This is a genomic window from Sphingopyxis sp. Root154 (assembly GCF_001427105.1).
GTDB lineage: Bacteria > Pseudomonadota > Alphaproteobacteria > Sphingomonadales > Sphingomonadaceae > Sphingopyxis.
Window position 1 is genome coordinate 366,404 of the sequence record NZ_LMGI01000004.1, and the last position, 12,693, is coordinate 379,096.

The following is a 12,693-nucleotide window of genomic DNA, read 5'->3' on the forward strand; positions in this document are numbered from 1 at the left end:
CCAAACGGCCAGCTTAGGCGCAAGAGCGGCCAAGCGGGAAATGCGCCATTCTGCGCGTTGAGTTTATTATCCGGAGGCGCCAAAAAGGAGGCGCTTAGGTACGATCTGGGTCTGCCCTTGTATGCAATCGAACAGCCACGCTGCCACGGAATTATAAATCAGGAACATCACCCGGGGCAATTTTTTGCTCGATATTTTTAGCGGTCATCATTGCTTGTCTGCAACATCTCCACGGTCAAATACGCTTGTAGATTAAGATTATCCGACTTCGTGATAATCTTGAGATTCCGCGCTGCTGGTCGGTCACGTTAAGGTTGCGGCAGGGCGAATCTGGTGTAAATTTTCTTTACACTGCTTGCGCAGGGCGTGTTTTTCGGCAGGATGAGGTCATGAGTTTGACCGCAGACCTCTTCTGGTCCTTTCGCTCGCCGTATAGCTACCTCGCTGTCGGCCGCTATCGCGCGCTCGCCGCCAGCCACGACGTGACGATCAACCTGCGCCCGGTCTATCCGCTCGCGATCCGCCAGCCCGACTTCTTCGAGCGCAACCATCCCAACTGGCTGAGCTATACAGTACGCGACATGATCCGTGTCGCGCAATTTCATGGCATCCCCTTCGGCCCCCCGCGTCCCGATCCGATCGTGCAGGATCTGGCGACGCGCGCGATCGCGGCCGAGCAGCCCTATATCTATCGCCTGACCCGCCTTGGGCAGGCGGCGTCGCGGCGCGGCAAGAGCCTCGCCTTCGCCCATGAAGCGGCGCAGCTCATCTGGGGCGGCGCGCAGGACTGGCATCTCGGCGATCATCTGGCCGCCGCCGCGCGCCGCGCGGGTCTCGACCTTGCCGAACTCGACGCCGAGGCGGTGAGCGAGGCCGAGGTGCTTGATAACGAGATCGCCGCCAACCAGGTCGCGCTCGAAATCGCTGGCCATTGGGGCGTGCCGACGCTGGTGTTCGATGGTGAGCCCTTTTTCGGGCAGGATCGTATCGAAATGGCGAAGTGGCGCATGGAACAAAAGGGCCTGCGCCCGCGCTGATCGGCGCTTGCCGAACCGGGCGTGAAGAGCGCATAGCGCGGCACATGACGATCGAACCCCAATATTTCGAAGCGCGCGACGGCGTGCGGCTGGCGTGGCGCGAGATGGGTGAAGGGCGCCCTCTCTTCTTGCTTCACGGCCTGTTTTCGAGCGGCGAGGTCAACTGGATCAAGTTCGGCACCGCCGCGCGTGTGGCCGCCGAAGGTTGCCGTGTGATCATGCCCGACCTGCGCATCCACGGGTCGAGCGACGCGCCGCACGAGGAGGAATATTATCCGCCCGATGTGCTCGTGCGCGATCTTGAAGATCTGGTGGCGCATCTGGGCCTTGCCGACTTCGACCTTGGCGGCTTTTCGCTCGGCGCGCGCACCAGCGTCCGCGCGGTCGTCGCGGGGATGAAACCGCGCCGACTGATCCTCGGTGGCATGGGGCTGGCAGGGCTTGCCGGCTGGCAGCGGCGCGGGCAATTCTTCAAGCGCGTCATCGCCGAATATGAGACGGCGAAGCGCGGCGACGACATATGGCTGTCGATCCAGTTCATGAAAACGATGAAGGTCGATCGCATCGCGGCGGGGCATTTGCTCGACAGCTTCACCGACACAACGCCCGAGATGCTGGCGGCGATCACGATGCCGACGCTCGTCGTGTGCGGTGCTGACGATCAGGACAATGGTTCGGCGCCCGAACTCGTCGCGGCGCTCGCCGACGCGCGGCTCGCGACGATCCCGGGCACGCATATGTCGAGCGTCACCCAACCCGAGCTGGGCGAGGCGATCGCCGCGTTCCTCGCGGCTTGACCGGACTCGCGCGAAGCGCCTAGCTGTTGCCATGTGCCGCAGAGCGCTGACAAGATATTCCAGAGGACGCACCCCATGAAAGCCATGATTTCGACGCTGTCGCTTGCCCTGTCGCTCGCGGTGGCGACCCCCGCTTTTGCCCAAACCGCGCCGACGGCCGCACCCACCGCCGCCGACGCCGATGCCTTTATCGCGTCGGTCGAAAAGGACCTGTTCGACTATACGGTCGAGGCGAGCCAGGTGAACTGGGTCAACAGCACCTATCTGACCGAAGATACCGATGCGATGGCGTCGCGGATCAACGCCGTCGGCACCGAAAAATCGGTCAAATATGCGCTCGAAGCCGCCAAATATAAGGACGTCGCGGGGCTCAGCGCCGACACGAGGCGCAAGCTCGACATATTGCGCACCGGCATCGTGCTGCCCGCGCCGACGACGCCGGGCGCCGCGACCGAGCTCAACACGATCGCGACCGACCTGCAGTCGCAATATGGCAAGGGCCGCGGCACCCTGAATGGCAAGGACATCTCGGGCTCGGACATCGAGGCCGCGATGGGCGACCTCAAGCACACGCCGGCGCAGTTCGCCGAAATGTGGACGAGCTGGCACGACAAGGTCGGCGCGCCGATGAAGGACGACTATGCCAAGCTGGTCGGCATCGCGAACGCCGGCGCGAAGGAACTGGGCTTCGCCGACACCGGCGCGATGTGGCGTTCGGGTTACGACATGCCGCCCGAGGAATTCGCCAAGGTCACCGAGAAGATCTGGAGCGACATGAAACCGCTGTACGTCGCGCTCCACACCTATGTGCGCTGGAAGCTGAACGAGAAATATGGCGACGCGGTGCAGGCCAAGACCGGCCCGATCCGCGCCGACCTGCTCGGCAATATGTGGGCGCAGGAATGGGGCAACATCTACCCGCTCGTCGCCCCCGCGGGGACTGGCGACCTCGGCTATGACATCGGCGACCTCTTGACCGCGCAGGGCAAGGCCCCGCTCGACATGGTCAAGGCGGGCGAGAATTTCTATTCGTCGCTCGGCATGGCGCCGCTGCCCGAAACCTTCTGGAAGCGCAGCCAGTTCCTGAAGCCCGCCGACCGCGAAGTCGTCTGCCACGCCTCGGCGTGGGATATTGACAACAAGGACGATATCCGCATCAAGATGTGCATCAAGGTGAACGCCGACGACTTCATCACGATCCACCACGAACTCGGCCACAATTATTACCAGCGCGCGTACAACAAGCAGCCGTTCCTGTACCTTAACGGTGCGAACGACGGCTTCCACGAAGCGATCGGCGACTTCGTCGCGCTGTCGATCACGCCGCAATATCTCGTCGACATCGGGCTGCTCGAAAAGGCGAAAGTGCCCGCCGCCGACAAGGACATCGGCCTGCTGCTCCGGCAGGCGATGGACAAGGTTGCCTTCCTGCCCTTCGGCCTGCTCGTCGACCGCTGGCGTTGGGGCGTCTTCGACGGCTCGATCCAGCCGGCCGATTACAACAAGAAATGGACCGAGCTGCGTACGCAGTATCAGGGCATCGTCCCGCCGGGCGAACGGCCGGCGAACGCGTTCGATGCGGGTGCGAAATTCCATATCCCGGGCAACACCCCCTACACGCGCTATTTCCTCGCGCGCGTGCTGCAGTTCCAATTCTATCAGGCCGCGTGCAAGCAGGCGGGATGGAAGGGCCCGCTCCACCGCTGTTCCTTCTATGGCAACAAGGAGGTCGGCGCGAAGCTGAACGCGATGCTCGAAATGGGCGCGTCGAAGCCGTGGCCCGATGCGCTGCAGGCATTCACCGGCAGCCGCGAAATGTCGGGCAAGGCGATGGCCGATTATTTCGCGCCGCTGAAGACGTGGCTCGACGCGCAGAACAAGGGCAAGCCGCAGGGCTGGTGAGCCGGACGATCGACGATAAGTGGAAAGGCCGGGGCGGCGACGCCCCGGCCTTTTTCATTGCGCCTCGACCGCCTGTTTGAAGCGCGCGAGCCGCGCGCTCGCCGCCGCGGCGTGCGGACCGATCCAGCGATCGTGGATGTCCTGGATCGGCACCGCGTTGAGGTGGTTCCAGCGCTCGCGCCCGCGGCGCTCGGCGATCACCAGCCCCGCATCCTCGAGCACCTTCAGATGTTGCATCACCGTGCAGCGGTCGATGTCGGAAAAATGGCCGCACAGTGCGCCGGTCGTCAGCGGCTGATCCTTCAGATCGTCGAGAATCTGGCGCCGGATCGGCGAGGCGAGCGCCTTGAAGGTCGCGTCGAACTGGTCGTGAATTGACATGTTACATAAATATAACATAATAGGGTGCGACTCAAGCGGAGAATGGACATGGAACTAAAATTCAGGGTCGCGGCGCGGATCGCGAAGCCGGTGCACGAGGTGTTCGAGGCGGTCGCAGACCCCGCGAAGCTGTCGAACTATTTCACCACGGGCGGCGCGAAGGGCCGGCTCGAAACCGGCGCCACGGTCGAATGGGACTTTCACGACTTTCCCGGTGCCTTTCCGGTCTGGGTGATCGAGGTGGTGCCCGACGAGAAAATCGTCCTCGAATGGCAGGCGAACGAGGGCGAGCCGCCCAATGTGGAAGGCGGCGCGCACAAGGACGCCGATTACCGGACGCGCGTGACGATGAGCTTCAAGGGGCTCGACGACGGGCGCACGCTCGTCGAGATAGCCGAGGAAGGCTGGCGCGAAAATCAGGGAGCGCTCGGCGCCTCCTACGGCAATTGCCAGGGCTGGTCGCAAATGCTCTGCGCGCTCAAGGCATGGACCGAGCACGGGATCAACCTGCGCGAGGGCATGTATATCTAGTCGCGTCGCCGCGTGTGGAGCAGCCATCGCGGGCGGCGTTGCGAACGACGCGGCCGGGCGATAGGCTGGCCGCATGACAAGCGCACCGCCGGTGATGGTCCTCGGTTGCGGCCGAAGCGGCACCTCGATCTTCGGCGAGCTGTTCGACGGCCTCGATCGCTACATCTATCAAAGCGAACCGGCGTTCGAGGCGGTGCTGGCCGCCGACTACAGCACGCCGCAGGCGTTCAAGGTGCCGCGCGAAAGCGAGCTTCATCCGGCAAGGCGGGGCCTGTCCTTTCCGCTCGACCGCTTTCTGGCGGTGGCGCCCCGCGCCCGGTTATTCTGGATCGTGCGAAACCCGCTCGACGCCGTCTGTTCGTTGCGGGTCGGAATCGCGAAGCAATGGGGGCATCATCCAAGGCCGCCCGACTGGAGGGATTGGCTTGCGAAGCCGCTGATTGCGCGATGCGCGCATCATTGGGAATTCCTCAATCGCGCAGGATATGCGCAGGTAGAACATTGCGCCACGCTGGTCCGGTTCGAGGAGATGATCGCCGATCCGGTGCAGTTTTGGGCCCGGATATGCGCGGTTCTGGCGATCGATCCCGCCGCCAATGCCCCGCATCTCGCGAGGTGGGCGAAGCGGGTGCAGAACAGCAACAACAAGGACTTTATCGAAGCGCAGACCTCGCGGAGCTACTCACGGCCGGACCATAGGGTCCGCGTCGACCGCTGGCGCGAGAATCTGACCGACGAAGAGGCCGCTGCGATCTGGGATATCGTCGGCGAGACCGCTCAGGCGCTGGGCTACCGCGCCCCGGCTTGAAATCGGCGCTGAGGACGGGCGTCAGCCCGGAATTTCCAAGTGCAGTGGCCGCGAGCCGATCGGGGCGCCGGTGTTGGCGTCGACCACGACGGGGCGCACGGCCTTGCCCGTCGCGGCGTCGAGGTGGCGGCTGAGCGTGCCGGCGCCGTTATATTTGCGCCCCCACGCGCCGATCGCCATCAGGATCGGCAGGAAGTCGCGCCCCGCGTCGGTGAGCAGATATTCGTCGCGCGGCGGGCGCTGGCTATAGCGTTTTTTCTCGATCAATCCCGTTTCGACAAGCGCCGACAGCCGCCGCGACAGGATGTTCGGCGCGATGCCGAGGCTCGTGCGCAATTGCTCGTACCGCGTCAGTCCGCGCTCGATATCGCGGAGCACCAGCATGCTCCAGCGGTCGCCGACGCGCATCAACCCGCGGTCGACGGGGCAGGTGCCCAGATTATTTTCGTCGCTGCTCATTGAAGTCACATAAGGCAGTCACTATCATTTTGCAAGCGACTCGCTCCGGGCCGCCTCATAAGGAGCAATGATATGACCATCCCCACTGGAACGGCCCTGATCACGGGCGCTTCGACCGGCCTTGGCGCCGTCTATGCCGACCGCCTCGCCAAGCGCGGACACGACCTGATCCTTGTCGCGCGCAACGGCGCGCAGATGGAAGAACTCGCCGCAAAGCTGCGCGCCGAAACCGGTGCCCAAGTCGATGTGATCGCCGCCGACCTGACCAAGAGCGACGATGTTACGCGGATCGAGCAGCGGCTGATCGATGACGCCGCGATAACGCTGTTCGTAAATAATGCCGGCATGTCGCTGAACGGCGGCACGCTGGAGAATAGTCCCGTCGAGATCGAGACGATCATCGCGCTCAACATAACCGCCGCAGCGCGGCTCGCGATCGCCGCGGGCAAGGCGTTCGGCGCGCGCGGCAAGGGTGCGATCGTCAACATCGCCTCGGTGCTCGCGCTCGCTCCCGAAACGTTCGAGGGCGTGTACAGCGGTTCGAAGGCGTTCCTGTTGAACCTCAGCCATGCGCTCGCGACGACGGGCCGCGAAAAGGGCTTCCACGTCCAGGCGGTCCTCCCGGGCGCAACGCGCACAGAGATCTGGGAACGCTCGGGCAAGGATGTCGACGCCTTCCCGGCCGAGATGGTGATGAGCGCCGGCGACCTCGTCGATGCCGCGCTGCTCGGGCTCGACCGAGGCGAAGAAGTGACAATTCCGCCGCTTGCCGACGAGGGTCAGTGGAAGGATTATCATGCCGCGCGGCTCGCGATGGGGCCGAACCTGTCGAAGCGCGACCTGGCGCTGCGGTATCTGGTCAGCGAAGCGGTTTGACGTAGATCCCCTCCCTGTGGCTGAAGGCTGCAGGGGGGAGAGCTTCCGACCGGAAGTTGCCGATAGAGATGTGAACCCCGACGAAAGCCGGGGCCCAGAATTCCAACGCTAACCTTGCGCTTTTCCGCACTGGGCCCCGGCTTTCGCCGGGGTGCACAAAGGGACAGCTCTCCACCCCAAAGCGGTCATTTACGCATTGCGCGCCATCAACCCGCCGTCGACCGGGATCACCGCGCCCGTGATGTAGCTGGCGGCGGGCAGGACGAGGCTGAGCGTCATATGGGCGACTTCCTCGGACTCGCCATAGCGGCGGAGCGTGGTTCGGCGCCTTGCGAAGATCGCTTTGTCTTCGTCGGGCACCTTGTCGGTCATGCCGGTACGGATCGGGCCGGGGCAGATGCAGTTTACCGTGATGCCGTCCTTGCCGAGGTCGACCGCAAGCCCGCGCGTCAGACCGACCGCCCCCGATTTGGCCGCAACATAAGGCGTATCGCCGGGCGTCGCGCCGAGCCCCTCGGTCGACGCGATGTTGACGATGCGTGCGACGTCGCTTTTGCGGAGCCATGGCAGTGCGGCGCGAACCATGCGCTGGTGCGCGGTCAGCATCACCGCGATCGCGCGATGCCAGATCGCCTCATATTCGTCCTCGGCGTCGAGCGGGGCGAAGCTCGAGATGCCGGCGTTGTTGATGAGGATGTCGATGCCGCCGAAGGTGTCGGCGATTTCGGCGACGGTGCGTTTGATGGCCTCCCCGTCGGCAACGTCGAGCGCGAAGGCCTTGGCGTTTGGTCCGGCTTCAGCCGCAACCTCTTCGCAGGCAGCAAGATCGAGGTCGGTCACCGCGACCTTCGCGCCTTCGCTTGCGAGCAGCAGCGCGGTGGCGCGACCCATGCCGCTCGCCGCGCCGGTGACGATCGCAACGCGACCCGCGACCGAGCGCGACAGCGGCGGCGCGCCGGTCAACGGAACGGCGGCTCGTTGAACGCGCGGAGTTTGCGGCTGTGGAGCTTGGCGCCCTCGTCGCGCATCGTCTCGCACGCGCGGATGCCGATCTGGAGGTGCGCGGCGATCGCTTCCTCGTAGAAGCGGTTCGCCTGTCCGGGCAGTTTGAGTTCGCCGTGGAGCGGCTTGTCGCTGACGCAGAGCAGGGTGCCGTACGGCACGCGGAAGCGATAGCCTTGCGCGGCGATCGTCGCCGATTCCATGTCGATGCCGATTGCGCGCGACTGCGAGAAGCGCAGCGCGCTGTCGGTGTAGCGCAGTTCCCAGTTGCGATCGTCGGTGGTGACGACGGTGCCGGTACGCATGCGCTTCTTGAGGTCGGCGCCCGTGGCGCCGGACACCGCTTCGGCGGCGGTCGCGAGCGCGACCTGCACCTCGGCGATCGGCGGGATCGGGATGGCGACCGGCAGAACCGCGTCGAGGATATGATCGTCGCGGAGATACGCGTGGGCGAGCACATAATCGCCGATGCGCTGGCTGGGGCGGAGGCCGCCGCAATGGCCGATCATCAGCCACGCCTCGGGGCGCAGCACCGCGAGATGGTCGCAGATCGTCTTGGCGTTCGAGGGGCCGACGCCGATGTTGACGAGCGTGATGCCGCCGCCGTCGGGGGCGATGAGGTGATAGGCGGGCATCTGGTGACGCCGCCATGCGCTGTCGGCGACGAGCGCGCTGGCGTTGACGCCGGGCTGGTCGACATAGAGCCCCGCAGCGCCCGCGAGCGCGGTGTAGCGGCCTTGACCCACCTGCGATCCCGCCCAGGCGACGAATTCGTCGACATAGCGGTGATAGTTGGTGAACAGGATGTAGCGCTGGAAATGCTCGGGTGCGGTGCCGGTATAGTGGCGAAGGCGCGCGAGCGAAAAGTCGGTGCGCAGCGCGTCGAACAGCGCGAGCGGCTGCGATGCGGCGGGATCCTGCCCGAACAGCCCGTCGGCGAGTTCGTCGCCGATGTCGGCGAGTTCGGTGGTCGGGAAATGGCGCGCGAGTTCGAGCGGTGTGACCCCGCCCATGTCCGACCCGTCGCTCGCATCGAGCACATAGGGGAAGGGGATCTGTTGCCCGGTGCGCGTCACCGACAGTTCGAGGTCGTAGTGACGGGCGAGGAGCATGAGCTGGTCGCGGAGGTAATCGGCGAACAGGTCGGGGCGCGTTACCGTGGTGACGAACTCGCCCGCGCGCTCGAAGCGGCCGAAGGCGAGATTATGCCCCTTCTGCCCCTCGCGCTGCTCGCCGGTGGTGACGAGGCGGATCGCCGGATAGTCGAACAGGCCCTTTGCCGCGGCGTCGGCCGGCGGCAGCGTGCGATCACGGACATAAGCGGCGATGGCGGATTTGAGATTGGAGACCGACGTGCGGAACGCGGTTTGAAGTTCGGCGATGATGTCGTCGACGAGCGCGGTGGGGTCGGTGGTGTCTTGCGATGAGTTAGATGTCATCGCGTCGCTGTTGCATGAAAATGTGACAAAAGGGAAGGGGGCAGCCCGATGACTGCCCCGGCCCGGATTGCTTACAGCTGCTCGAGCATATGGTCGGCGCTCGACACCTTGAATTCGCCGGGGGCTTCGACGTTGAGCTGTTCGACGACGCCGTCGTTGACGATCATCGAGAAACGCTGGCCGCGCTTGCCCATGCCGAATGCCTTGCCGTCCATCGTCAGGCCGACCGCCTCGGCGAAATCGCCATTGCCGTCGGCGAGCATCGTGACGCTGTCGCCGGCGCTCGCGCTCTTGCCCCATGCGCCCATGACGAAGGCGTCGTTGACCGCGGTGCAGACGATTTCGTCGACGCCCTTGGCCTTCAGTTCGCCGGCCTTGTCGACATAGCCGGGCAGGTGCTTGGCCGAGCAGGTCGGCGTGAAGGCGCCGGGAACCGAGAAGAGCGCGACGCGGCGGCCCTTGAAATAATCGGCAGTATTGACCTGTTCGGGGCCGCTTTCGGTGACCTTTACGAAGGTGGCGTCGGGCAGCTTGTCTCCGGTCTGGATCGTCATGGTCGGCATCCTTTCACTCGAGGGGATTTTGATGGCGGTGACATCGGGTGCGCCGGTCGCCAAGTCAAGCGCCGGGCGGCGGTTGATCGAAAAGCTGGACCGCGCCGCCGCGACGCGGCATGGTGCCGCTTATGAGCACAGACCCCACCTGGTTCACCGGCCAGCTGCTGCTTGCGCTGCCGGGCATCGGCGATCCCCGTTTCGAGCATTCGGTGATCGCGATGATCAGCCATGACGAGGAGGGCGCGATGGGGATCGGCATCGACGATCCGATCGACGGCATGACCGTCGGGGCGGTGCTCGACCAGCTCGAAATCGCGCACGAAGTGCCGCTCGACCAGCCGGTGTTTCTCGGCGGACCGGTCGAGCCGTCGCGTGGCTTCGTCCTCCACAGCCTCGACTGGGGCGGGCAGGAGGCGGTGCAGGTCGGCGATCGCTGGATGGTGTCGAGTTCGCACGATATCCTGCGCGCGATCGGTGAGGGGCGCGGCCCGTCGCGCTGGCTGGTGGCACTCGGTTATGCCGGATGGTCGCCGGGGCAGCTCGAAGGAGAAATGGTTCGCCACGGCTGGCATGTCACGCCCGGCAGCGATGGCCTGTTATTCGAAACGCCGCCCGCCGAACGATGGCAGGCGGCGTTTGCCGAAGCGGGAGTGGACGCCCGCTTGCTGACCACCGAGGGCGGCGAAGCTTAGCGCGCGAGCGCGAGCAGCGGGCGGCCCGTGTCGAGATTTGCGCGCGCGGTGCGCGCGGCCCAGCGCGAATCGACATAGCGGCCGTCGGCGAGTTCGAGATCGTAGCGGATCGGGCTGCCGATCGCGTTGTCGTAAGCGGCGGCGGCTTCGGCGGTGCGACCCAGACGAGCGTAAGCGGTGCCAAGATTGATCAGCCGCGACGGGTCGCGCGCATCAAAACCGGTGTCGCCGGTCAGCTTTTCGACCGCGGCGCGATTTTCGCCGGCCTTGAGTTCGGCATAAGCGACCGGAAGAACCTCCGAATCGGCTTGCGGCGCCGTAACCACGACGATCGATTGCGCCGCGGCAGGGCTAGCGAAAGCCAGTGCGAAGAGCGGCAGCAGAATTTTTTTCATCTTTCGTATCTCCCCGAAAACTTTAGCCGATTTTCTCGCGCGCCGGGCAAAAAGTCAATATTTCCGGGAGTTTGTAACACTGTTGTCACAATAGCGAATTAAGCTAAACGCAAGGCGCATTATAAGTCAGGATTTTCAGAATCTTGGCTATATCGACTCGTTGTCACAAAATCGTGGCTGCGATTGTCATAATTGCGCCCGCTGAAATTTATTTTCGCAGGCCGACGCATTCGCGCCGACGATTCGTGCGCCCGGCATTCGGGCGGGCGGTGTCGATATTGCGATATAAAGAAAAGTTTATATTTGATCGGCGGCGGCGTTTCGTCTAGGGCGCCGGGCATAATTACCTGACTTTTCGGGGCCGCTCGCCTGCGGCCGAACTCGCCTACAGGAGACTGAACGTGGCCACTCTCGCCGCCGATACCCGTGATTATGTGATTGCCGACATCGCTCTTGCCGACTTCGGTCGCAAGGAAATCAACATCGCCGAAACCGAAATGCCGGGCCTGATGGCACTCCGCAGCGAGTTCGGCGCGGCGCAGCCGCTGAAGGGCGCGCGCATCGTCGGGTCGCTGCACATGACGATCCAGACCGCAGTGCTGATCGAGACGCTGACCGCGCTCGGCGCCGACGTCCGCTGGGCGACGTGCAACATCTTCTCGACGCAGGATCATGCCGCCGCCGCGATCGCCGCGACGGGCGTGCCGGTGTTCGCGGTGAAGGGCGAGAGCTTGGCCGATTATTGGGACTATGTCGGCCGCATTTTCGACTGGGGCGTGGAAGATGGCACGACCTGCAACCTGATCCTCGACGACGGCGGCGACGCGACGATGTTCGCGCTGTGGGGCGCGAAGCTCGAAGCCGGGCAGGAAATGCCGGCGCCCGAGAATGAAGAAGAGATCGAGATGCAGCGCGCGCTGAAGGCGTTTGTCGCGGCGAACCCCGGCTACCTGACCAAGACGGTCAAGGCGATCAAGGGCGTGTCGGAAGAAACGACGACCGGCGTCCACCGCCTGTACCACATCGCGAAGAAGGGCGAACTGCCCTTCCCCGCGATCAACGTCAACGACAGCGTCACCAAGTCGAAGTTCGATAACCTCTATGGCTGTAAAGAGTCGCTCGTCGACGCCATCCGTCGCGGCACCGACGTGATGCTCGCGGGCAAGGTCGCGACCGTCGCCGGCTTCGGCGACGTCGGCAAGGGCTCGGCCCAGTCGCTCCGCAATGGCGGCGCGCGCGTCCTCGTCACCGAAATCGATCCGATCTGCGCGCTGCAGGCGGCAATGGAAGGCTTCGAAGTCGTGACGATGGACGAAGCGGTCAAGCGCTCGGACATCTTCGTCACCGCGACCGGCAACGCCGACGTGATCACCGCCGAACATATGGCGGGCATGAAGAATATGGCGATCGTCTGCAACATCGGCCACTTCGACAGCGAGATCCAGATCGCGGCGCTGGCGAACTATAAGTGGACCGAAGTGAAGCCGCAGGTCGACCTGGTCGAATTCCCCGACGGCAAGCAGATCATCATCCTGTCGAAGGGCCGCCTGGTCAATCTCGGCAACGCGACGGGCCACCCGAGCTTCGTGATGTCGGCGAGCTTCACCAACCAGACACTCGCGCAGATCGAGCTGTGGACGCGGAGCGAGCAGTATAAGAACGATGTCTACGTCCTGCCCAAGCATCTCGACGAAAAGGTCGCGGCGCTGCACCTCGAAAAGCTGGGCGTGAAGCTCAGCCAGCTGAGCCAGAAGCAGGCCGACTATATCGGCGTGCCGGTCGCAGGCCCGTTCAAGCCCGACCATTATCGTTACTGA

14 protein-coding genes are annotated in these 12,693 nt (G+C 64.3%); 8 read left to right on the forward strand and 6 right to left on the reverse strand.

What is annotated here, in order from left to right; genetic code table 11:
- The first annotated feature begins 389 nt into the window (after positions 1-389).
- The 3 genes from ASD73_RS21350 (at position 390) to ASD73_RS21360 (ending at position 3,736) form a co-directional block, all read left to right on the forward strand.
- Positions 390-1,037 (forward strand): 2-hydroxychromene-2-carboxylate isomerase, encoded by a 648-nt coding sequence (locus ASD73_RS21350; protein WP_056368071.1) that lies wholly within the window; start codon positions 390-392, stop codon positions 1,035-1,037.
- 44 nt (positions 1,038-1,081) lie between these two features.
- Positions 1,082-1,834: an alpha/beta fold hydrolase gene (locus tag ASD73_RS21355; RefSeq protein WP_056368074.1), complete on the forward strand. Its 753-nt coding sequence runs from the start codon at positions 1,082-1,084 to the stop codon at positions 1,832-1,834.
- 75 nt (positions 1,835-1,909) lie between these two features.
- Positions 1,910-3,736 carry a M2 family metallopeptidase gene (locus tag ASD73_RS21360; RefSeq protein ID WP_056368076.1) on the forward strand — a complete coding sequence of 609 codons (1,827 nt, stop codon included), beginning with the start codon at positions 1,910-1,912 and terminating at the stop codon, positions 3,734-3,736.
- Between the two features lie 54 nt (positions 3,737-3,790).
- Here the strand turns inward: ASD73_RS21360 and ASD73_RS21365 are convergent, their stop codons facing one another.
- Positions 3,791-4,117, reverse strand: a complete 327-nt coding sequence (locus ASD73_RS21365; RefSeq protein ID WP_056368078.1) for an ArsR/SmtB family transcription factor — start codon at positions 4,115-4,117, stop codon at positions 3,791-3,793.
- Between the two features lie 48 nt (positions 4,118-4,165).
- Between ASD73_RS21365 and ASD73_RS21370 the strand changes: the two genes are divergently transcribed.
- Together ASD73_RS21370 and ASD73_RS21375 are read left to right on the forward strand one after the other, a co-directional pair.
- Entirely contained in the window at positions 4,166-4,648 is a 483-nt protein-coding gene (locus ASD73_RS21370) for an SRPBCC family protein (RefSeq protein WP_056368080.1), read from the forward strand.
- Positions 4,649-4,721: 73 nt separating this feature from the next.
- Positions 4,722-5,456 carry a sulfotransferase gene (locus tag ASD73_RS21375; RefSeq protein ID WP_056368082.1) on the forward strand — a complete coding sequence of 245 codons (735 nt, stop codon included), beginning with the start codon at positions 4,722-4,724 and terminating at the stop codon, positions 5,454-5,456.
- A gap of 21 nt (positions 5,457-5,477) precedes the next feature.
- Here the strand turns inward: ASD73_RS21375 and ASD73_RS21380 are convergent, their stop codons facing one another.
- Positions 5,478-5,915 carry a winged helix-turn-helix transcriptional regulator gene (locus ASD73_RS21380; RefSeq protein WP_056368084.1) on the reverse strand — a complete coding sequence of 146 codons (438 nt, stop codon included), beginning with the start codon at positions 5,913-5,915 and terminating at the stop codon, positions 5,478-5,480.
- A 72-nt stretch (positions 5,916-5,987) separates the two neighbouring features.
- Here ASD73_RS21380 and ASD73_RS21385 point away from each other — a divergent pair, with 72 nt between their 5' ends.
- The gene (locus ASD73_RS21385; RefSeq protein WP_056368086.1) at positions 5,988-6,791 is read left to right on the forward strand and encodes an SDR family NAD(P)-dependent oxidoreductase; all 804 of its coding nucleotides are present in this window, start codon (positions 5,988-5,990) and stop codon (positions 6,789-6,791) included.
- A gap of 189 nt (positions 6,792-6,980) precedes the next feature.
- On the opposite strand, the gene ASD73_RS21390 is transcribed toward ASD73_RS21385, so the two are convergent.
- The 3 genes from ASD73_RS21390 to ASD73_RS21400 all read right to left on the reverse strand — a co-directional run bounded on the left by ASD73_RS21390 (position 6,981) and on the right by ASD73_RS21400 (position 9,786).
- Positions 6,981-7,754: an SDR family NAD(P)-dependent oxidoreductase gene (locus tag ASD73_RS21390; protein WP_056368088.1), complete on the reverse strand. Its 774-nt coding sequence runs from the start codon at positions 7,752-7,754 to the stop codon at positions 6,981-6,983.
- On the reverse strand, positions 7,751-9,232 hold the full coding sequence (locus ASD73_RS21395) for an AMP nucleosidase (protein WP_056368090.1): 1,482 nt from the start codon (positions 9,230-9,232) through the stop codon (positions 7,751-7,753). The genes ASD73_RS21390 and ASD73_RS21395 overlap by 4 nt, the downstream gene beginning before the upstream one ends.
- A gap of 71 nt (positions 9,233-9,303) precedes the next feature.
- Complete coding sequence (locus ASD73_RS21400; RefSeq protein WP_056368285.1) at positions 9,304-9,786, reverse strand: peroxiredoxin; 483 nt, start codon at positions 9,784-9,786, stop codon at positions 9,304-9,306.
- Positions 9,787-9,917: 131 nt separating this feature from the next.
- Here ASD73_RS21400 and ASD73_RS21405 point away from each other — a divergent pair, with 131 nt between their 5' ends.
- Positions 9,918-10,481 carry a YqgE/AlgH family protein gene (locus tag ASD73_RS21405; protein ID WP_056368287.1) on the forward strand — a complete coding sequence of 188 codons (564 nt, stop codon included), beginning with the start codon at positions 9,918-9,920 and terminating at the stop codon, positions 10,479-10,481.
- Here the strand turns inward: ASD73_RS21405 and ASD73_RS21410 are convergent.
- A complete protein-coding gene (locus ASD73_RS21410) occupies positions 10,478-10,876 on the reverse strand; it encodes a hypothetical protein (protein WP_056368093.1) in 399 nt (132 codons plus the stop codon). The two genes, ASD73_RS21405 and ASD73_RS21410, sit on opposite strands and share 4 nt — an antisense overlap.
- A gap of 401 nt (positions 10,877-11,277) precedes the next feature.
- On the opposite strand from ASD73_RS21410, the gene ahcY reads away from it, so the two are divergent.
- Positions 11,278-12,693, forward strand: coding sequence for an adenosylhomocysteinase (gene ahcY, locus ASD73_RS21415; RefSeq protein ID WP_056368095.1), 1,416 nt, complete (start codon positions 11,278-11,280; stop codon positions 12,691-12,693).